The sequence below is a fragment of the Pedobacter sp. BG31 genome (assembly GCF_042464845.1).
GTDB classification, from domain to species: domain Bacteria; phylum Bacteroidota; class Bacteroidia; order Sphingobacteriales; family Sphingobacteriaceae; genus Pedobacter; species Pedobacter suwonensis.
In genome coordinates, this window is sequence record NZ_JBHNZK010000001.1 from 108,440 (window position 1) to 128,215 (window position 19,776).

Sequence of the window (19,776 nt, forward strand, 5' to 3'; positions counted from 1 at the left end):
AGACTATATAGTTGGTTTGCTACATAGTCTTGCTTCAATTATAACGAAGATAAAATGTGGAAATTACAAAAGCAAATAAAAGATTAAGATTTAACGGAATTTTAGCTTTCACCATCTTTTTTTTACGCCAAACTGTTTCATCGCGAGATTAATCAATCATTTACATAACATTCAATCGCACAGGTATTCAAAATTCAATCATTAATTTTAATTTAGCTTAAATTATTCTTAAAAATGAAAAAGTTATTTTCTATTGCCCTGCTCGTTTGCCTGGGTGGCTATACAGTTTCTGCACAGGAACTTTACATGCCCCGGAATATTAAAGCAGCCTATGCTAAAGGTACACGTGCCATGAACGGGAAACCCGGGCCAAATTATTGGCAAAATCATGGCAAATACAATATGGATATCCAGGTAGATGCCGAAACCAAAGTAGTTAGCGGTAAAGAAGAAATTTTATACAGCAACAACAGTTCAGACACCTTAAAAAACCTGGCCATACGCTTTGTAAATAACCTGCATAAACCCACCGCACCAAGAAGTGGTGCAGTTAGCGAAGATTTTCTGAGTACAGGTTTAAATATCAAGGCCTTTTGGGTAGATGGTCAGAAATATAAGGTGGACAGCAAAAACTGGGGAACGGTTGGCAATGTTACGTTAAAAAACCCTTTATTGCCAAAATCTAAAATCACCGTTAAAATTGAATGGGATTACCCCTTATCAAAAGAAAGCGGACGGGAAGGACAGATTGATCCAAATTCTTTTTTTGTTGCTTATAGCTACCCCCGTATATCGGTCTACGATGATTATAACGGATGGGACCGCATTCCACACACTAACAGGGCCGAATTCTATAATGACTTTAACGATTATGAATTCTCAATCAAAGCCCCTAAAAACTATGTGGTTTATGCAACCGGCGATTTCCTCAACCCCGATGAAGTTTTACAACCGGAGATTTCTGCACGTTTAAAAAAATCATATAATGGTGATGAAGTGATCCATATCGCCACCGAGCAGGAAATGAAAGGTGGTAAGGTAACACAGCAAAACGACTGGAATACCTGGAAGTTTGCGGTAAACCACATTACCGATGTTACTTTTGCCTTGAGTAATCACTATGCTTGGGATGGTGCCAGCGTAATAGTGGATAAAAAGACCAATCGGCGTGCCAGTGCCCAGGCAGCTTACAACCCAGCTACAGGAACAGATTTTGTCAACTCGGTTAAATACAACCTCAATGCTCTGGATTGGTTTTCCAACAACTGGCCGGGAATCCCTTACCCTTATGTTAAAACCATTGCTTTTCAAGGTTTTGCAGACATGGAATATCCAATGATGGTGAACGATTCTCAATTTGGCGATCCGGTATTTGCACAATTGGTTCAGGACCATGAAGTTGCCCACACTTACTTCCCTTTTTACATGGGCATTAACGAAACCCGTTATGCCTATATGGATGAAGGATGGGCCACCACATTCGAATATTTAATCGGCATTGCCGAGCATGGCAAACAGGCGGCAGACGATTTTTACAGGAAATTTAGGGTAAATAACTATATTAATGATAAATCGGCAGAAGAAGATCAGCCCATTATTTCGATGTCTGATCAGGTTTCGGGCGCAGGTTATGGGAACAACTCTTACGGGAAAGCTTCATTATCTTATCTGGCACTTAAAGATATGCTGGGAGATGATTTATTTAAAAAAGCACTGAACACCTATATGAGCAACTGGAACGGTAAACATCCTATTCCATGGGATTATTTCAATTCCATGAATGCAGGTTCAGGGCAGAACCTAAACTGGTTTTTCCAGAACTGGTTCTTCACCAACAACTACCTCGATTTAGCCATAAGCAAAGTAACACCAGCAAAAGGAAAATCAACTGTAACCATTAAAAACGTGGGCGGATTTGCCATTCCGTTTGATATGGTGATAACCTATATCGATGGGCAAACCGAGACTATACACAAAAGTCCGTCAGTTTGGAAAGCCAATCAAAAGGAGCTGAACATCGCGCTGAATACGGCTAAAAAAGTAAAATCGGTTGCATTGGATAATGGAATCTTTATGGATGCCACACCGAAGGATAATGTTTGGTCAGGACAATAGTTGACGGTATGCGGTTTTCAGTTGGCAGTATGAACCGCCAACTGAAAACTATTAATGGGGACTGAAAACTTTATTGTTCGCGTTTGCAACGCGGATTACAGAAACCCGCATTTGTAATGCGGTTAACTGAAATTTTTAACGATTGACTCGTCATTCTCTCCCAGTTTTTGTGATAACTGCAAATTGAAAACTGCAAACTAATAACTGATAACCGGATGATGTTTAACCGGAAAATTTAAAGAATTGGCTATAAAACACATTTTATTCGCTTCTTGGTGTAGCGATTCTGCCAGTTCATAAGTCGCCTGATCAGCAATTAAGATTTGAGGATGCAGGATAACTTCTTTAAAACGGCCGCTTCCATCAGCCGATTCTTCCATTGTACCTACTGCTTCATCTTTATAATCAATAACCACGATTCCATTTTTGGAGCATAAGTGTAAATACCAGAGCATGTGGCAGCTGGAAATTGAAGCCAAAAGCAAATCTTCCGGGTTATACTTAGATTTATCGCCTAAAAAAACAGAATCAGAAGAGCCTGCAATATCTGCTTTACCTTTTACTGAAATTACATAATCTCTGTCGTACGAGCGGTAATCCATTGTACCTGATCCTTTGTTGCCCGTCCAGGTAACGGTGGTCGAATATAGATGATCTTTCGGCATAATAAAACTGGTTAGATTGTATTGCCAATTTAAGAAAATAAAATGGAGATTTATCTATTTTTCGCTTCTACTTCCAGACCTATGAGGTTTTAAAAACTTCATAGGTCTCACCGAATATAATGCCCTTTTGAATTTAAAAACGATTTGAGCAATTCATAGTTTCTTTCATCAGCGTCGATATTAATATGCTTGTCAGTTTCCATATAAAACATTCAAAACAGATATTAAGCGCAGAAATTATTTCTCTTTTCTTATTGTAAAATATAATCGCATCCCTGTAAATAGGCGCACAAAGCCACGAAGGTAAATTCACGATATCAGTTTCTAGAATACTGATCAGTATAAATGCATCTGCATCATTACGCTGAAATGAACTTATTTTTTGTGAAGAATTATTCAATTTCTTATCTAAATCGATTATACGCTGATCATGCCAGGATATTTCCCCAGTATTCCTATTCGTTTCCGAATAATAGGCCTCTTGCTGAAAAGAATAGGTTTCAACATATTCAAAATCGAAGCTTTTAATATATTCTTTTGATTGAATAGCTTGATTTGCCATAAAGCATTAAATATTCCGAAGTTTCTCAGCCAAAACTTCCGAAATTTTACGGTACGAATCGAACGTCCAGCCACCCACATGTGGCGTTAAAATAACCTGATTATTATGTCTTAATTCATCATACCAGAGCTGTTCGCCTAAAGCCGGGAATTTTTCTGTTTGCAGCACATCCAGTCCGGCGCCCAAAACCTTTCCATTTTTTATCGCATTCAATACGGCAGTGGTATTAACAATCTCTCCTCTGGCAGTGTTGATAAAGAAGATGGGCTTTTTAAAATGAAAGAAATATTCGTCATCAACCATTTGTCTGGTTTCTGTTGTTAAAGGAATGTGCAGGCTCAGCACATCGCTATATTTCACAATTTCTTCCATACTTACCTCACGGGCAAACGCATCAGAAAAACCGGTTTTGTACTTATCATAAGCCATCACATCAACCTCAAAACCGGTCAGTTTTTTAGCGAAGCTTTGCCCCATAAAACCGTAACCTATAATCCCGACTTTTTTGCCTTTCAACTCGTAACCCCGGTTTCCTTCCCGATCCCAAACACCATTCCTGATTTCGATATCAGCCTTACGAAAATTATTCATCAACGATAAGAGCAAACCTGTGGCATGCTCGCCGACAGCATCGCAATTGCCTTCAGGTGCATTAATCAATTCGATATTCCTTTCAAAGGCAATTTTATCATCAATATTATCCAAGCCAGCCCCTGCCCTGGCTACAAATTTTAAATTGGTGGCAGCAGCAAAAATCTCCTCATCAATCCTGAATTTTGTACGTACGGCAATCCCGGTATAATCCTTTATCTTATCCAATGTTTGTTGTCGGGTAATCTGTGGTTCATCATCTACCTGATAACCCATCGCAACGGCCTGCTCTTTAAAGGCAGGATGCAGATCATCAACAATTAATATTTTTTTCATTTTTTAGTCTATGCTCAATTTGATGAACAAAAGTAACATTTTGAAGATTGTTCAATTGAAAATTCATTTATAGTTTTTATAAAACCGGTAATTACATACCATTAACTGCAAAACTTCATATTGCCCACAAAAATATTACTATAAAATGGCTGTAATAAAATAGTTACGGCCCGTTTATTAAACTAAGTTGCCGTTACTTTGTCTCCCTTTATAAAAACACACGAAATTTTATTTTTAATGAGACTTTTACAATCCAGAACTATACAGATTACCCTTTTACTTTTAAGCTTATCATTTAATCTTTTCGCACAAACAAGCGGAAAGGCAAAAATTACCGGAGTACTTAAAGATGCAAAAACCCAGGAAACCATTCCATTTGCTACAGCGGTTTTAATTGATAAAGCTACGGCCAAAAATGCAAAAATAGCTCAAACCGATGTAAACGGCGCTTTTGTAATGACTGATATTCCTACCGGAACCTTTACATTTAAAATTAGCTTTGTGGGTTACCAAACCATGGTGAGGGATAATATCAAAATAACGGCAGGCACAGGTACCTTAAATTTTGGCGATATTAAAATGAATACTGCAAAAGGCAATGTATTAAGCGAAATTACCGTAACCGGCCAAAAATCAGGTATGCAAATGGGAATCGATAAAAAGATTTTCTCGGTCGATCAGAGCGTAATCAGCGAAGGCGGTTCTGCAGGCGATTTGTTACAGAATGTACCATCTGTTTCTACCGATATGGATGGCAATGTGAGTTTGCGAGGTTCGTCAGGTGTTAAAGTTTTAATTGATGGAAAACCATCTTTAATTGCTGGCGGCAACGTAGCGCAGATTTTGCAATCCATCCCCGCCAGCTCTATTGAAAGTGTTGAAGTTATTACCAATCCATCAGCAAAATACGATGCCGAAGGCCAATCTGGCATTATCAATATCGTACTTAAGAAAAACACCAAACTGGGCTTTAATGGTTCAGTTGCCTTAACTGCAGGTAACCGTGATAATTATAATGCCAATACCAACTTAAGTTTCCAGAACAGCAAAGTCAACATTTATGGAAACTATGGTTACCGTTATGGCAATCGCGTTGGAGGTGGTTTTCAGGATATTACCTATAAATCTGATTCATTAAATACCAGATTTGCCAGTCAAAACACCGTTTCCAAATCATTGGATAAAGGACATAATGCCAAAGCAGGTATTGATTATTACATAGCACCTAAAAGTGTAATCAGCTTATCAGGTGGCTTTAATTCAAGAGAAAATGAACGTAGCGATCTGCTCAACATCAGACAATTAGATAAAAACCAATTGCCGGTTCTACTCAGCAACAGAACGAATAACACCGATGGTTTTGGATCAAGTTATGACGCAAACTTAGATTACGTACAGAAGTTTAAAAAACCAAAGGAAGAACTGACATTTAATTTCGGCTATTCGCACGGCACCAACAATAACGATCAGTATTACAGTACCAATACTACCAACCGTAATGGTGTGCCTATTGATGAGACCCTGAGTTTACAGCGTGTATTCAATACCGGTAACAACACCAATTACAACATCCAGACTGATTACGCATTGCCTGTAGGTAAAGCGGGTAAAATTGAAGTGGGTTACCGCAGCCAGATCCGTTTAGGTGAAAATGATCAGTATGCCGATTCGATCCTAACCAACAGCAGCATTTACATTAGAAACAACAAATTGATCAATGGTTTTGACAGCAAAGATCAGGTGCATGCCCTGTATTTCAATTACCAGAACCAAATTAAAGATTTTGGCTACCAGATAGGTTTAAGAGGCGAAGATGCACGTTTAGATACACATCTGGAAGGCTATACCAACAATACATTAACCACTGCCGAAGGAAATATCCATTATAAAAGAATATACCCGAGCATATTTTTAACACAGAAACTAAAGGGCGATAACCAGCTTCAGTTGAGTTACACCCGTCGGGTAAACCGTCCACGTCCATGGGATACCAATCCATTTTTAGATGTTTCCGATCCATTAAATTACAGAGGTGGTAACCCGAATTTATTGCCGGAAGATGTACACTCATTTGAGTTGGGCTATAGCAAATACTGGAAAAAAATTACCTTGACTTCAAGCTTGTATTTCCGTCAAACCAATGATGTAATCCAGCGTGTAAGAAGTACACCGGTTAATGGAATTATTACCTCAACGCCTCAAAACTTATCAAACCAGATTAACAGCGGACTGGAATTAATCGGACGTTTTGACCTGATCAAGGCTTTGAATTTTACCACGAACGTAAACTTGTACCAGGCAAAATTTGCCGGCGACGCCCGGTTTGATATCCCATCAAGCAGTGGCTTTAGCTGGAACGCCAACGTAACCGGAAATTTAACGGTTGTTAAAAATTTATCATTACAGGTACGCGGCGACTACAGGGCTGCAGAAGTGATGGCACAGGGAAAACGTAACGCCATGTATGGAATTGACGGGGGCGCCAAATATGATTTCCCTAATAAAAAAGCATCTTTAAGTTTCAATGTTAGGGATATATTTAATACCAGAAGATGGAGCATGACTACTGAAGATCGCGCAACAATTGTTGATTTTGAGCGACAGTTTCAGGGTACAATGGGAAATTTAACTTTCTCTTACCGCTTTGGAAAAACCACCTTTACCGGTACAAATAAAAAGAAAAAAGAGGAGCAGGATAACCGCCCTGATGAAGGGTCATTTTAATAACCAAAGAGCTTAGAAATCATTTCTAAGCTTTTTTTTTGATATTGTAGAAACCCACAACAAAAAATAGGATGATTGCTTATCTTGCAGCCATGGAAGAAATCAACCCCTGGAAAACGCTAAAGAGCGAGGTAAAATATGACAATAACTGGATCCGCCTAACCGAACACCAGGTGATTAATCCATCTGGCGGGGAAGGGATTTACGGTACCGTTCATTTTAAGAACCTGGCCATAGGCATTCTTCCGTTAGATGAAAACGATAATACCTGGCTGGTTGGTCAATACCGGTATCCGTTAAATGCCTACAGTTGGGAGATTCCGGAAGGTGGCGGACCGTTCCATGAAGCGCCTTTGGAAAGTGCAAGAAGAGAATTACTGGAAGAAACGGGCATAAGTGCAAGAGCATGGAAAGAGATCCAGAGAATGCACCTTTCCAACTCGGTAAGCGACGAATTAAGCATTATCTATATTGCTACCGATCTTATTGAAGGTGTTGCCATGCCTGAAGAAACAGAACAACTGGTTGTAAAAAAATTGCCATTTAATGAAGCCTATCAAATGGTTTTGGATGGAAAAATCACTGATTCGATGAGCGTAGCCGCAATTTTAAAAGCAAAGCTCATGATGCTGAATGGGGAATTGTAACGGCTACAGTTAACCAAAATAATTTATTATTATCTTTGCCATCCATTAAATCAACCAGATGAGCAAGCTTTTCGGATATATTTTAAGCCCTATTTTTTATATTTTATTTGGATTAAGCCTTTGTGTCTTTCATCCTATACAATGGCTTTGTTATAAACTTTTTGGCTATAAAGCACATAAGGTTTCGGTTGATATTCTTAATTTTTTCCTTACCTATTGTCAGCTTTTCCTTTTCAATTCGATCAGTTTTAAAAACGAATATGATCTGCCAACCGATAGGCCCATTATTTTTGCAGCAAATCACCAAAGTATGTACGATATCCCCTCGCTAATTTGGTTCTTAAGAAGATACAGTGCAAAATTCATTTCTAAAATTGAGCTTACTAAAGGTATTCCATCCATATCCATCAACCTGCGTTTGGGAGGCGGGGCAAACATCAACCGGAAAGATAACAAGCAGGCCATTTCTGAAATCATCAAACTTGGCCGTAGAATGAAAGAACATAACTGGAGCACTGTTATTTTCCCTGAGGGTACGCGGGCAAAAGACGGGAAATTGAAAACATTTCAATTTGGCGGTATCGCTACCCTGTTAAAAGTGGTACCCAATGCTTTGATCGTTCCGGTGGCCATAGAAAATTCATGGAAAATTGTACGATTTGGCATGTTTCCCTTAGCGACAGGAAATGCTTTAAAATGGACAGTGTTAAAACCGATAGAACCAGGAGTAAAACCAGCAAATGAGATTACGCTCGAAATAGAAAACGAAATCCGAAAAGTTTTAAATCAGCCAATGGCTCAGCCAGCGACTCTATAATTATATTAATCTCATTAAGGATCCTTCGATTCCGACAGCATAGAGATATTTCCATAGAATGATCGTCATCTCTGTAGCGCATCGAAATGCCTGCCCGTACAGGCGGGGAAAGATCTACCTAAACAGATTTCCCGACCGCGTTGCACTCCGCTCGAAATGACGATTTTTTGTTAGGTACTCCGTATTTCTGTGAATCCGTGGCAAAAAAATGTTGAAACCAGTTTAAGCGCTAAAAGACTAACACCAATAACGCTAAATATTCTTATTCCCAATCACCCTAAAAAATTCATCGCGGTAGGTATCGCCAACGGGAATCGTTTTTTGATTAATGGTAATGCGGCTACGCTCAATACTTTCAATCTTATCAACGGCTACAATATATGATTTATGTACCCGGATAAACTGACTTTGAGGCAAAGCTTCTTCCATTTTTTTCATGCTTTGCAGCGTAATTACACGTTCATCTTTGGTAAAAATTGAGATGTAATCCTTTAATCCTTCGATGTATAAAATATCGTGCAGGTAAATTTTCTGGATCTTATGTTCTGTTTTAACGAAAATATAATCCTGAACCGGGTTTGGTGAACCAGAAAAAGGTGCAGGTGTAACAATGGGTTGTGCTACACTAGCGGGTACTTCAACCGGTTTTACCTGATTATGCACCTTTTCTACTGCTTTATAAAATCGATCAAACGCAATCGGTTTCAACAGATAATCCGAAACATTGAGGTCGTAACTTTCTAAAGCATACTGGGGGTAGGCAGTGGTTAATATATAATGGCATTTATTGCCAGCGATTTTTAAAAACTGGATTCCGGTTAACTCAGGCATCTGAATATCCAAAAACACCAGATCAATTCCCCCACCCTGAACAATCTGCAAAGCTTCGATAGGGTTTTCGCACCTTTTAACCATGGTTAAAAAAGGCACTTTAGAAATATAATCCTGTAAAATATCAAGCGCTAAAGGCTCATCATCAACAACAATACAGTTTAGGTTCATTTTAGGTTATTATTTTAATTAATGACAATATCCGGCTTATGCTTGGCTATTTCAGGCTATATGTCAATCATCAGTTCACAGGTATAATGAGTAGCCGAATTTACAACATTTAATTTATATCTGTCAGGATAAACCAATTGTAACCGTCGTTCTACATTGGTTAACCCAACTCCACCCTGTGCATCTTTATTTTGCTGATTCTTTTTATTCACTACACTAAAATGCAAAATCTTCTGGTTGGCAATGATATTGATTTTAACGGGTTCTTCGGGATCGGTTACCACACCATGTTTAAATGCATTTTCAACAAAAGAAATTAGCATCAAAGGAACAATTTTTTGATTATCGATCTCACCGTTCAAAGTCAGTTCGATATAGGCGCCATCCTTAAAACGTATCTTCTGCAATTCAATATAACTGGTTAGGTAATCTACTTCTTTACTTAAGGCTACGGTTGGTGTATTGCTTTCATAAATCATGTAACGCATAATTTCAGAAAGCTTCATAATCGCATCGGCAGTTTTATCCGATTTTTGATAGGCCAATGAATAGATATTGTTGAGCGAGTTGAAAAGAAAATGTGGATTTAACTGCGATTTTAAAAACTGAAGTTCCATCTCACGACGCTCACTTTCTAAGTTACGCTGAATCCGCTCGCTTGCAAACCAATCAATAGTGAATTTGATAATGCAACTCGATACTAGAAAAAAACCAATGATAAAAACCGTGTTGATAGCAAAATTATTAACAGACATATTATGGCTTTTACCATCGAATGTATAACGAAGCATCTCTTCAGGATTTAAAACAGCAATGACAGTTTTAACTAATGTTGCAACAGCGATTAAAAGAACAAATGAGAGGACATATAGCCAGTACTTCTTTCTTTTTTTGATGAATGATGGGATCAGAAAAATATAATTGATATAGAATACAGAAACATTAACGATACCAAAAACAAAATACGACAGAAAGTAATCTTTCATCGTATGCTTTTCACTACCCATCATAGATATAACTATGATAAGAAGAAATATAAATCCCCAAAAAATAGCATGCAATATAAATGGTCCCCTACTTTGTTTCATCAGATATATATTAAATTGTAATGATTGCCGATAAGGCTTAGCCGATGCATATCATTCAAGCCACAAAATAAATAAAGTTTTATCGATTTACTTATACAATCTACCAACGGGCATTTTTTTTCTACCAACGGCCCAATAGGCAAATTTTATCGACAAACGCCAAAAATGTCTGTTGATCTAGAATCTTGAACACTTGGTATAATAGATTTTAGCAGGTTATTTTTCTTGAGTTTCTTTGAATCATCAAAACGAAAACAAAATGAAAACATCATCAGCAATCCAATTCAAAAATCAAACAGTAGTTACTGACGGTGTTTCCACAATCTCTCAAATAAAACCATCGATCATGAAAAAGTTAGCAAACACATCGCCATTTTTACTTTTATTATTACCAGTATTTATGATGATTATTTTAACGCTTACCGTTAACACCAATCAGAATGATGCAGAAATAGTTGTAAAACCTACAAAAACATCAGGTTCTATTGTGAAACAGGCGACTGCTATTTTCAAATAGTAATAATGGGTAATTACGCTATCGAAACCGTAGGTTTAAACTTTAACTTTGGCAACCAGGCTATAGTAAAAGATTTATCTTTACAGGTCCCGAAAGGGAGCATTTATGGTTTTTTAGGACCTAACGGCGCTGGCAAGACCACTACCATTAAAATCCTGCTAAACCTATTGAAGTCACCATCCGACCAGGTTTTTATATTTGGCAAGGAAATAAACAGCAACCGCATATCGATCCTTAAACGTATAGGCGCTTTGGTAGAACAACCGGCTATTTATGGCCATTTAACAGGAAAAGAAAACCTGGTTAACCGTTGTATCTTATTGGGCATTAAAAAAGCAAAGGCTGATGAAATGCTGTCACTGGTAGGCTTAGCAGAAGCGTCAAATAAAAAAGCCAACAAATATTCGCTGGGCATGAAACAACGCCTGGGCATTGCACAGGCACTAATCTCAGATCCTGAATTACTCCTGCTGGACGAGCCTACCAATGGATTGGATCCAAATGGCATTATTGAAGTCCGGAACCTCATGATCGATTTAGCCGCAAAACATCAAAAAACAATACTGGTTTCAAGCCATTTATTGGCAGAAATAGAAAGAACGGCAACACATGTTGGCATTATAAACCAAGGTCAATTATTATTTCAGGGTACGATTAACGAACTTCATTTACTGAGCAAGCCCAGCCTCGAAATCGAAGTTAATAATATTGAAGATGCATGCACCTTGTTAATCAAGCAGGGATATGAAGTTACAGCCAAAACGGAGCGGGTAATTACTTTACCATTTATTTCTTCTCAAAACAGCGGGGAGCTAAATACATTATTAATCCAGAACGGTTTTATTGTGAGCAGTCTGTACCAGCAACGAAAAGATCTCGAAAATTTATTCCTTGACATCACTAAAGCCAACTAACATGCATGCTCTTTATATTTCCTTACGATCAGAATTCTACAAATCAAGGAAAACCCTGGCCTTTTGGGCCGCCATTTTATTACCCCTCATCATTTGTGGTTTAATCAGTTCGGGTTTTTACTATGACGCTGAAAAAATCATTGCTGCCCACTACCCACCCATGCTGTTGTGGGCACGCTATAGTGGTGCATCACTAAATGTAATGGGATTCCTGATCATGCCTTTTTATGTCATATTTATGGCCTTTTCGGTCAACAATATTGAACACAAAAACGATACCTGGAAAATGTTATTTGCCCAGCCTCTCCAAAAGTTTTCAATTTATGCGGCAAAATACCTGTATGCTATACTATTGATATTTATCTGTTTATTCTTATTTGCCACACTTACTTTTGCATTTGGACATTTACTGCAGCTAATGGTCCCTAAGTTTAACTTTGATCAATACAATCCGTTAAAAATTCTGATTAATTCTTATACCAAATTATTTTTAGCCTCTTTGGGCATTTTATCCCTACAATTTATATTCAGCTTGTTATGGAGCGATTTTCTTAAGCCAATGGGGATTGGTTTTATAGGCACCATCATGGGGATTATCACGGCCAACATAGGTTGGAAATATGCTTACCTGAACCCCTATTCTTTGCCAACGCTGGCTTTAAGAATAACTAAGGTAAAACAAGGTGATGATCCATTAGCTTTCCCTGTTTTTACCCAGGAAATATGGACAAGTTTAATTTATGCCTCAGTTCTTTTTATCATTGGTTACTTTATTGTAACCAAAAAGAGCATAAAGTAATTGCACTCAGATCAAATTTCATTTCCCTTATAAACATACCCACAAATAAAAGCCTGCTGAATTGACTTTAGTATCAAATAGCAGGCTTTTTGTTTAGACTGAGAGGTTGTATATATCTTAACTCTTATAGAGACAGTATTCTTTCTTTAAACGCCCAAACAATCAATTGATAAGAATTTTTTAGATCTAATTTTCTTACCATATTTCTTCTGTGCGTATTAACGGTGTGTTCGCTGATAAAAAGCATTGCACCAATTTCTTTACTGTTGTAACCCATTGATAAAAGGTGTACGATTTCAATTTCTCTTTCACTAATCGAACCATGATTGTCCTGCAATAGGATGTTAGTTATCATTTTTTGAGAGAATTAAGTAGTTAAATCAAAATTTACAGAAACAGACTTCTCTTGAAATAAGTTTAAAAAATTTGTTTTTATAGCGTAGACATCATTATTTAACTATAGTAAAAAATTATTTCTTACTATTGTATACCAAAAGTAGTAGCTAAATGAGGGATGATGTTAGCGTAAAATGCCCTAAATGGAAAGGTATTTTTACGGTATTTATTTACAAATACTTCTTGACAGATCATTAATTATTATCGACTTTTAAGCTTTTACAAACAAATTATCTAAATTTTATGAGCAAAAAATTAAATAGCGAACCTATCGACCCAAAGGTTGCAGAAGCTATGGTTAATGCCTATGCCAAAGATGGCATGAACGCTTCAGAATGTTATACTAAGGCAGTATGGTTTCCGGCTGAACAGATTCTGGACATTGCAAAATCAATGAGTGAAGGCAAGTATGACGGTTTAAGAATTTATTTTGCACAATACCTGGAGGGAGCAATTGATGGTGTTCCTAAATCGTACGAAGGAAGAAATACTCTATTATTGGTACCAACTACCCCAAGAGTGGGAAATGGCGTTGGAGGAAACGACCATTATGATGATCTAAGCAATATTGAAAACCGCGGGCAAGGCTGTCCTGATCAATGCAGCGGGGTAGCTTTATAACAATGAGATATCTATCCCCCATATTTATAGCAGAGGTTGTTTGCTTTATAGCTGCACTCAATATGATATGGAAAGATAAAAATGCTTTCGGTAAGGTGATTACCTGCTATTTAGCTGTGGCGTTCATTACAGAAGAGGCTGCAGCTTATTTAGCCATAAGAGGAATACATAATTTATGGCTATTTAATATTTATCTTGTTTTTGAAATCAGCACCATATTATACGGCCTCTACCATTGCCTGAAAAAATATATAAATCCCAAGCCTATAATTTTGATAGGTTTGGGTATTATAAGCCTAACTTATATTTTCTTTTTAATTACGCAACCCTTTTCGAATTTAAATACAGTTACAATTACTGTAATGTCTGTGATTTTCACTCTTTTTTGCCTTTACTATTATTACTTGCTGTTAAAAGATGAAAACTTCATTGAGATCCACTCAGATCCGGAATTCTGGTGGATTACAGGCGTTCTGTTTTACTACTTTGGCAGTACAATGTCTAACCTTTTTGATGGATTGTTTTCCGTTAAACTTATAGGCTTTGCAACCGTGAAATATTGTATTTATATCGTATTAAACCTTATTCTATATGGCTGTTGGCTATATTCCTTCATATGCAGAATGAAACAACGAGAATTGCATTTCTAGTCGCCATCGCAACGCTTATATTCCTCCTTGTGCCCGTATTTTTGATTTTATACATCAGGTCTTACAATCGGCATAAAAAGAACCATTTTCTGGAAAAGCAGAATATGCAGCAGAAATTTGAATCAGAAATACTTCAAACCCGTATAGAAGTGCAAGATCAGACCATGCAAAGTATCGCTGCCGAATTGCACGATAATGTGGGCCAGTTACTCAGCCTCACCACTCTTACCTTAAACTCCGTAAATTTAAATGACGGAGAGAAGGCCAAAAAGAAAATAGACAATTCCTTGGCACTCGTTAACAAATCAATTAAAGAGTTAAGGGAGCTGGCCAAACTATTACATGGCGAACAACTGGTAGAAAATGGTATTGGCCATGCGATTGATCAGGAAATTAACTGGCTTAGCAAAGCAGGCAAATATGAGCTGGAAGTGAATAACCAGTTAATTGATCTGCAAATCACATCGCCTGATAAGGATTTGATTATTCTACGCTTGTTGCAGGAAATCATCAATAACATTATAAAACATGCTCACGCCAAACATATACAGATCAATGCGTATCTGGAAAAAAACGTTTTACATCTAAAGGTAGCTGAAGACGGGATAGGATTTGATCCGGTTGAGATGAAGAGTAAAAAATCAGGGATGGGCCTAAATTCTATTTACAAAAGAATGGAGATGATCAATGGAAAATTAGTATTAAATTCAGCGCCGGAAGAAGGCACTTCTCTCACAATTGAAATCCCTTACCCTTAATTATGCAGCAGCCAAGTATTTCCATCGCAATTGTTGACGACCACACCCTCTTCCGTTCCGGATTAGCCAGTTTACTGGAAGAATTTGATGAAATAGAAGTGATGTTCGAGGCCATGAATGGCATTGACCTTCAGGCTAAAATCAACCGCAATGCTGAAGTTCAGCTAATTTTAATGGACATCAACATGCCTGAAATGGATGGTTTTGCCACTACTAAATGGATCAAAGCCAATTACCCAAATGTTCATGTACTTGCACTCAGCATGCTTGAGGATGAAAAAGCAATAATCGGGATGCTCAAAGCAGGTGCCGGGGGATACATGCTCAAAGAATCTACACCTTCTGATCTGTTGACCGCCATTAAGGTACTTGTAGATAAGGGTTATTATGTAAATGAACTGGTATCAGGAAGGCTTTTAGTAGCTTTAAAAGAGGGCGACATGAAACCGACATTTTCTGACAGAGAACTTACATTTCTACAATATTGCAGCACTGAGCTTACCTATAAAGAAATCGCCGACCTCATGAATGTAAGTCCACGAACAGTTGACAACTATAGAGAATCTCTTTTTGCCAAGTTAAATATCAGATCGCGTACCGGATTAGTGGTATACGGCATCAAAAACAACCTGATCAACATTTAACCTGAAAAATATACAAAATTTTGATTATCAACAACATAAACACTCTATTTCTTATTACTTCGCCGTAGATAGAAGTTCCATAATGGTAATAAAAACGCTATGTGATTATTTGAAAATAATTATTGGTAAAAATTTGGGCAACTAACCAATTAGTTTTAACTTTAGTTAAAAGCAAATCAATTTGCTATCATCCTTATTATTATTAACTATTATGGAAATTAAAGATTTAACCAAAGCTGAAGAGCAGATCATGCAGGTTTTGTGGCAGCTGGAAAAAGCATTTGTTAAAGAGGTAATCGAAGAGCTCCCCCTTCCAAAACCTGCTTACAATACTGTATCTACCATCATCAGAATTTTGGAAACCAAAGGTTTTATTGGCCATGAAGCTTTCGGAAAGGCTCATCAGTATTACCCGTTGATCAGTAAAGAAGAATATAAACGACATGCTACAGAAAAACTCCTGGGTAATTACTTCGAGAATTCTGTAGAGAGTATGTTTTCTTTCTTTGTTAAAGAAGAAAAACTGGATTTAACTGACGTTGATGAAATTCTGAAAATGATTAATCAGATTAAACATAAGCCAAAATGAGTTTTGCCCATTACTTATTACAGGTAAATTTATACTTAATTGTTTTTTTTGGCTTTTACAAATTACTGTTAGATAAAGAAACCTACTTCACTTTAAACCGTATTTATTTAGTAGCTGCCGGAGTACTGTCTTTATGCACTCCATTCATCCGTTTAGAATGGTTGACGGAACAAAAAGCGGCGCAGCAGGTTTACACATCAGTTAATTGGGAAGCCGTGTTGGCGCAGGCAACAATTGTAACCGAACGTAACGATGGCTTTAGTTGGGGAAATGCATTTGTATTTATTTACTGTGCAGGAATCCTGTTCTTTTTTGGCAGATTCATATTTAACTTACTGGCCGTAAAAAAGCTATTCACAATAAATAAAGCTGGCTCAGCATTTTCTTTTTTCGGCAGAAAAGTGATTGATCAGGGATTACCACAGATGGATGTGATTGACATGCATGAAGAAGCACACATCAAGCAGTGGCACACGCTGGATATTTTATTTTTCGAAATTATAGGAATTATTACCTGGCTAAACCCGGTGATTTATTTTTACAAGAAAACTATTAAAAATATCCACGAATATTTAGCTGACGAACTCGCAGCCGAATTTCAAGGCGACAAGGCAGCGTACGCCATGTTGTTACTCAGCAAATCATTCGGTATTTCACCAAATAGCTTAACAAACGGCTTTTTAGAAAAATCGCTGATCAAAAAGAGAATTTTCATGCTTCATAAAGAGCGCTCTAAAAAGATCGCTATCTTAAAGTATGGAATTTTTATTCCGCTATTCGCGCTTTTCATTTTGTTTTCATCTGCTACAGTACGTAAAAATGAGAAGCTGATATCTATTACCGATCAAATCCCAATGGATAAGCCAATAGAAATGGTTGAAAACATGGTTACAACGCAAGAGAAAACTGTTAAGGCACGAACAACTTCTGTTGATGGTAACACGGATCCCAGCTGGAAGGGATTTTATAAATTTTTGGCGGTAAACATCAAATATCCGAAAGCAGCAAACAGCAGTCAGATTCAAGGTAATTCCCAGGTAAGATTTAATGTTAAAGGAGGTAAGGTCATCCATATCGCCTCAAATGTAAAATTAGGTACTGGCTGCGACGAAGAATTGATAAGGGTTATTTTATCTTATAAGGGGTTCAAAACTGTTGCTGATGGCAAATATGCGCTAACAGTAGGTTTTAGCATTCCTGAATCCTCAAAAGAATTTAAAAACAGCCTATTGCCTAAATCGGGCGGGTATATAAATCTGAACAAAATTAATATCCTATCCTATCTTCCTGAAAACACCGGAACCAGCGGTATTAAATCTGAGCATACAGATGACATCTATGATTTTGTTTCCATCGAGAAACAACCGGAATTTCCGGGCGGCATAGCCAAATTTTATAAATATGTGGGCGGCAATATAAAGTACCCAAAGATAGCGAAGGATAATAATGTACAGGGTAAGGTTTTCCTTAGTTTTGTGGTTGAAAAAGATGGTTCCCTTTCTGACGTACAGATTACCAGAGGTTTAGGAAGTGGTACTGACGAAGAAGCGATAAGGGTTTTAAAAGCATCGCCAAAATGGAATCCGGGCATTAAAAATGGCTTTGCTGTAAGGGTAAAGTATAATATCAATGTTAATTTCACACTCGCCAATCCTATAACAGAAACAAAAACAAGCCATATTTCTGACGACAAAATCAGATTGACAACGGGTAGCAATGTTGATCCGCTAATCATTTTAGATGGTGTTAAATTAGCAGATAATGATCTGCTCGGTAAGGTTAATCCAGATGATATCGAATCAATGGAGGTATTAAAAGATAAAGCCGCAACGGATTTATATGGACCAAAAGCGAAAGGTGGTGTAATTTTGGTAACCAGTAAAGCGCCAAAATATAATATTTTTAGCCCATTTAACTCAAAAGAGGCTACTATAGTAGATAAAGACGCTAACTTTTAGCACTACAGCAATAGAGGTAATAAAAGATGCTGGTTCTCAAAAATTATACAGTGAAAAAGGTAAATATGGAGTGATAATTATTACCACTAAAAAAGCAGTATCACATAAAAATTAACTGAACAGTATTAAAAATTTAATTTTCCAAAAAACACGAAACCCCTGCAAACTTGCCGGGGTTTCGTGTTTTCTCTCCTGTCTCGGAAGATTAAATTTATAAAAACTTTAATACATATACAAATAATGCAGAATAAAATTTCAAAAAATGCAAAATTTTAATATGCAGACATAAGATTATTGCAACTTTCGCAAACTTTTATTTTGAAAGCAATTTATTTTGCAACCTTTCGATTTCAAAACATAAAGTTTCATATGTTTTCACAATAGTCGAAAATTGTGTGAAACAAGTATTGCTTTAACCATCTGCCTGCTTAAAAAGCATTGAAAATTTCCTTATTAAATTTACCAAAATAATAATGCCAGGGCATTACTATTATACTAAAACAACTTAAGCCAAACTAAAAAGCCCCCACTAGGTGGAGGCTCAGTACCTGGCTAGTAAACCAGAAATACAGTATAATGTTTAAACAGTTTCTTCTGAAATAAATTTGGCGGTTGCAAAATCGCGGTTCATACGTGCGATGTTTTCTAAAGAAATTCCTTTCGGACATTCCGCCTCACAAGCACCGGTATTGGTACAGTTACCAAAACCTTCAGCATCCATTTGCGCAACCATGCTTTGTACCCGACGATAACGCTCCGGTTGGCCTTGTGGCAATAAAGCCAGTTGTGAAATTTTAGCCGATACAAATAACATTGCAGAAGCATTTTTACAAGTTGCTACGCAGGCACCACAACCGATACAAGCAGCCGCTTCGAAAGCCGCATCTGCCTGCATTTTAGGGATTGGTAAATTATTTGCATCTTGTGCATTACCGGTATTCACTGAAATAAAACCACCGGCAGCAATAACCCTGTCAAACGCCGAACGGTCTACAGTTAAATCTTTTACTACCGGAAAAGCAGCAGCTCTCCAAGGCTCCACAACTATGGTATCGCCATCTTTGAATGAACGCATGTGCAACTGGCAGGTCGTAACTAAATCTTTTGGTCCGTGCGGACGGCCATTGATAAACATTGAACACATTCCACAAATACCCTCGCGGCAATCATGGTCGAATACAACCGGTTCTTCACCTTTGTTAATCAATTGTTCGTTTAATACATCGAACATCTCTAAGAAAGACATATCCGGTGAAATATCGGCCAATTTATAATCTACCAAAGCACCTTTGGTTTTGTTATCTTTTTGACGCCAAACTTTTAGCGTTAAGTTCATATTTCCTGTACTCATGATATTGAGATTTAGGCGGGGAGCATAGAGCA

At 37.4% G+C, this 19,776-nt stretch carries 19 protein-coding genes; 13 read left to right on the top strand and 6 right to left on the bottom strand.

Features of this window, described 5'->3' with window-relative positions:
* Positions 1-234: 234 nt before the first annotated feature.
* The gene (locus ACFE6N_RS00515) at positions 235-2,115 is read left to right on the top strand and encodes a M1 family metallopeptidase (protein ID WP_378932689.1); all 1,881 of its coding nucleotides are present in this window, start codon (positions 235-237) and stop codon (positions 2,113-2,115) included.
* Positions 2,116-2,312: 197 nt separating this feature from the next.
* Here the strand turns inward: ACFE6N_RS00515 and ACFE6N_RS00520 are convergent, their stop codons facing one another.
* On the bottom strand, positions 2,313-2,780 hold the full coding sequence (locus tag ACFE6N_RS00520; protein ID WP_378932692.1) for an OsmC family protein: 468 nt from the start codon (positions 2,778-2,780) through the stop codon (positions 2,313-2,315).
* Between the two features lie 568 nt (positions 2,781-3,348).
* Positions 3,349-4,269 (bottom strand): NAD(P)-dependent oxidoreductase, encoded by a 921-nt coding sequence (locus ACFE6N_RS00525; protein ID WP_378932694.1) that lies wholly within the window; start codon positions 4,267-4,269, stop codon positions 3,349-3,351.
* Positions 4,270-4,506: 237 nt separating this feature from the next.
* On the opposite strand from ACFE6N_RS00525, the gene ACFE6N_RS00530 reads away from it, so the two are divergent.
* The 3 genes from ACFE6N_RS00530 to ACFE6N_RS00540 all read left to right on the top strand — a co-directional run bounded on the left by ACFE6N_RS00530 (position 4,507) and on the right by ACFE6N_RS00540 (position 8,457).
* Positions 4,507-6,993, top strand: coding sequence for a TonB-dependent receptor domain-containing protein (locus ACFE6N_RS00530; RefSeq protein WP_378932697.1), 2,487 nt, complete (start codon positions 4,507-4,509; stop codon positions 6,991-6,993).
* 92 nt (positions 6,994-7,085) lie between these two features.
* Positions 7,086-7,640, top strand: coding sequence for an NUDIX domain-containing protein (locus tag ACFE6N_RS00535; RefSeq protein ID WP_378932700.1), 555 nt, complete (start codon positions 7,086-7,088; stop codon positions 7,638-7,640).
* Between the two features lie 58 nt (positions 7,641-7,698).
* Positions 7,699-8,457, top strand: coding sequence for a lysophospholipid acyltransferase family protein (locus tag ACFE6N_RS00540; RefSeq protein WP_378932703.1), 759 nt, complete (start codon positions 7,699-7,701; stop codon positions 8,455-8,457).
* 252 nt (positions 8,458-8,709) lie between these two features.
* Here ACFE6N_RS00540 and ACFE6N_RS00545 read toward each other — a convergent pair whose 3' ends face one another.
* Together ACFE6N_RS00545 and ACFE6N_RS00550 are read right to left on the bottom strand one after the other, a co-directional pair.
* The gene (locus tag ACFE6N_RS00545) at positions 8,710-9,459 is read right to left on the bottom strand and encodes a LytTR family DNA-binding domain-containing protein (RefSeq protein WP_090984566.1); all 750 of its coding nucleotides are present in this window, start codon (positions 9,457-9,459) and stop codon (positions 8,710-8,712) included.
* A 56-nt stretch (positions 9,460-9,515) separates the two neighbouring features.
* Positions 9,516-10,445: a sensor histidine kinase gene (locus ACFE6N_RS00550; RefSeq protein ID WP_244950881.1), complete on the bottom strand. Its 930-nt coding sequence runs from the start codon at positions 10,443-10,445 to the stop codon at positions 9,516-9,518.
* 361 nt (positions 10,446-10,806) lie between these two features.
* On the opposite strand from ACFE6N_RS00550, the gene ACFE6N_RS00555 reads away from it, so the two are divergent.
* The 3 genes from ACFE6N_RS00555 to ACFE6N_RS00565 are packed head-to-tail and all read left to right on the top strand — an operon-like array spanning position 10,807 to position 12,777.
* Positions 10,807-11,064, top strand: a complete 258-nt coding sequence (locus ACFE6N_RS00555; protein ID WP_378932707.1) for a hypothetical protein — start codon at positions 10,807-10,809, stop codon at positions 11,062-11,064.
* Between the two features lie 5 nt (positions 11,065-11,069).
* On the top strand, positions 11,070-11,978 hold the full coding sequence (locus ACFE6N_RS00560) for an ABC transporter ATP-binding protein (protein ID WP_378932710.1): 909 nt from the start codon (positions 11,070-11,072) through the stop codon (positions 11,976-11,978).
* Position 11,979: 1 nt separating this feature from the next.
* Entirely contained in the window at positions 11,980-12,777 is a 798-nt protein-coding gene (locus ACFE6N_RS00565; protein WP_378932713.1) for an ABC transporter permease, read from the top strand.
* A 124-nt stretch (positions 12,778-12,901) separates the two neighbouring features.
* Here ACFE6N_RS00565 and ACFE6N_RS00570 read toward each other — a convergent pair whose 3' ends face one another.
* Positions 12,902-13,132, bottom strand: a complete 231-nt coding sequence (locus ACFE6N_RS00570) for a response regulator transcription factor (protein WP_090984574.1) — start codon at positions 13,130-13,132, stop codon at positions 12,902-12,904.
* A 284-nt stretch (positions 13,133-13,416) separates the two neighbouring features.
* Between ACFE6N_RS00570 and ACFE6N_RS00575 the strand changes: the two genes are divergently transcribed.
* The 6 genes from ACFE6N_RS00575 to ACFE6N_RS00600 all read left to right on the top strand — a co-directional run bounded on the left by ACFE6N_RS00575 (position 13,417) and on the right by ACFE6N_RS00600 (position 18,393).
* Positions 13,417-13,794: a hypothetical protein gene (locus tag ACFE6N_RS00575; protein WP_378932716.1), complete on the top strand. Its 378-nt coding sequence runs from the start codon at positions 13,417-13,419 to the stop codon at positions 13,792-13,794.
* Between the two features lie 2 nt (positions 13,795-13,796).
* Positions 13,797-14,444 carry a hypothetical protein gene (locus ACFE6N_RS00580; RefSeq protein WP_378932718.1) on the top strand — a complete coding sequence of 216 codons (648 nt, stop codon included), beginning with the start codon at positions 13,797-13,799 and terminating at the stop codon, positions 14,442-14,444.
* Positions 14,411-15,202, top strand: coding sequence for a sensor histidine kinase (locus ACFE6N_RS00585; RefSeq protein ID WP_378932721.1), 792 nt, complete (start codon positions 14,411-14,413; stop codon positions 15,200-15,202). The genes ACFE6N_RS00580 and ACFE6N_RS00585 overlap by 34 nt, the downstream gene beginning before the upstream one ends.
* 2 nt (positions 15,203-15,204) lie before the next feature.
* Complete coding sequence (locus ACFE6N_RS00590) at positions 15,205-15,846, top strand: response regulator (protein WP_378932724.1); 642 nt, start codon at positions 15,205-15,207, stop codon at positions 15,844-15,846.
* A 211-nt stretch (positions 15,847-16,057) separates the two neighbouring features.
* A complete protein-coding gene (locus ACFE6N_RS00595; protein WP_090984584.1) occupies positions 16,058-16,435 on the top strand; it encodes a BlaI/MecI/CopY family transcriptional regulator in 378 nt (125 codons plus the stop codon).
* The gene (locus ACFE6N_RS00600) at positions 16,432-18,393 is read left to right on the top strand and encodes a TonB family protein (RefSeq protein WP_378932727.1); all 1,962 of its coding nucleotides are present in this window, start codon (positions 16,432-16,434) and stop codon (positions 18,391-18,393) included. Before ACFE6N_RS00595 ends, ACFE6N_RS00600 begins: the two co-directional genes overlap by 4 nt.
* Positions 18,394-18,973: 580 nt before the next feature.
* Here ACFE6N_RS00600 and ACFE6N_RS00605 read toward each other — a convergent pair.
* On the bottom strand, positions 18,974-19,744 hold the full coding sequence (locus tag ACFE6N_RS00605; RefSeq protein WP_090984590.1) for a succinate dehydrogenase/fumarate reductase iron-sulfur subunit: 771 nt from the start codon (positions 19,742-19,744) through the stop codon (positions 18,974-18,976).
* Positions 19,745-19,776 lie beyond the last annotated feature (32 nt).

What these genes read in the sequence shown, in the direction of transcription:
- ACFE6N_RS00515 (WP_378932689.1), top strand. Translation starts at nt 235, where the DNA reads ATGAAAAAGTTATTTTCTATTGCCCTGCTCGTTTGCCTGGGTGGCTAT.
- ACFE6N_RS00520 (WP_378932692.1), bottom strand. Translation starts at nt 2,780, where the DNA reads ATGCCGAAAGATCATCTATATTCGACCACCGTTACCTGGACGGGCAAC.
- ACFE6N_RS00525 (WP_378932694.1), bottom strand. Translation starts at nt 4,269, where the DNA reads ATGAAAAAAATATTAATTGTTGATGATCTGCATCCTGCCTTTAAAGAG.
- ACFE6N_RS00530 (WP_378932697.1), top strand. Translation starts at nt 4,507, where the DNA reads ATGAGACTTTTACAATCCAGAACTATACAGATTACCCTTTTACTTTTA.
- ACFE6N_RS00535 (WP_378932700.1), top strand. Translation starts at nt 7,086, where the DNA reads ATGGAAGAAATCAACCCCTGGAAAACGCTAAAGAGCGAGGTAAAATAT.
- ACFE6N_RS00540 (WP_378932703.1), top strand. Translation starts at nt 7,699, where the DNA reads ATGAGCAAGCTTTTCGGATATATTTTAAGCCCTATTTTTTATATTTTA.
- ACFE6N_RS00545 (WP_090984566.1), bottom strand. Translation starts at nt 9,459, where the DNA reads ATGAACCTAAACTGTATTGTTGTTGATGATGAGCCTTTAGCGCTTGAT.
- ACFE6N_RS00550 (WP_244950881.1), bottom strand. Translation starts at nt 10,445, where the DNA reads ATGAAAGATTACTTTCTGTCGTATTTTGTTTTTGGTATCGTTAATGTT.
- ACFE6N_RS00555 (WP_378932707.1), top strand. Translation starts at nt 10,807, where the DNA reads ATGAAAACATCATCAGCAATCCAATTCAAAAATCAAACAGTAGTTACT.
- ACFE6N_RS00560 (WP_378932710.1), top strand. Translation starts at nt 11,070, where the DNA reads ATGGGTAATTACGCTATCGAAACCGTAGGTTTAAACTTTAACTTTGGC.
- ACFE6N_RS00565 (WP_378932713.1), top strand. Translation starts at nt 11,980, where the DNA reads ATGCATGCTCTTTATATTTCCTTACGATCAGAATTCTACAAATCAAGG.
- ACFE6N_RS00570 (WP_090984574.1), bottom strand. Translation starts at nt 13,132, where the DNA reads ATGATAACTAACATCCTATTGCAGGACAATCATGGTTCGATTAGTGAA.
- ACFE6N_RS00575 (WP_378932716.1), top strand. Translation starts at nt 13,417, where the DNA reads ATGAGCAAAAAATTAAATAGCGAACCTATCGACCCAAAGGTTGCAGAA.
- ACFE6N_RS00580 (WP_378932718.1), top strand. Translation starts at nt 13,797, where the DNA reads ATGAGATATCTATCCCCCATATTTATAGCAGAGGTTGTTTGCTTTATA.
- ACFE6N_RS00585 (WP_378932721.1), top strand. Translation starts at nt 14,411, where the DNA reads ATGCAGAATGAAACAACGAGAATTGCATTTCTAGTCGCCATCGCAACG.
- ACFE6N_RS00590 (WP_378932724.1), top strand. Translation starts at nt 15,205, where the DNA reads ATGCAGCAGCCAAGTATTTCCATCGCAATTGTTGACGACCACACCCTC.
- ACFE6N_RS00595 (WP_090984584.1), top strand. Translation starts at nt 16,058, where the DNA reads ATGGAAATTAAAGATTTAACCAAAGCTGAAGAGCAGATCATGCAGGTT.
- ACFE6N_RS00600 (WP_378932727.1), top strand. Translation starts at nt 16,432, where the DNA reads ATGAGTTTTGCCCATTACTTATTACAGGTAAATTTATACTTAATTGTT.
- ACFE6N_RS00605 (WP_090984590.1), bottom strand. Translation starts at nt 19,744, where the DNA reads ATGAGTACAGGAAATATGAACTTAACGCTAAAAGTTTGGCGTCAAAAA.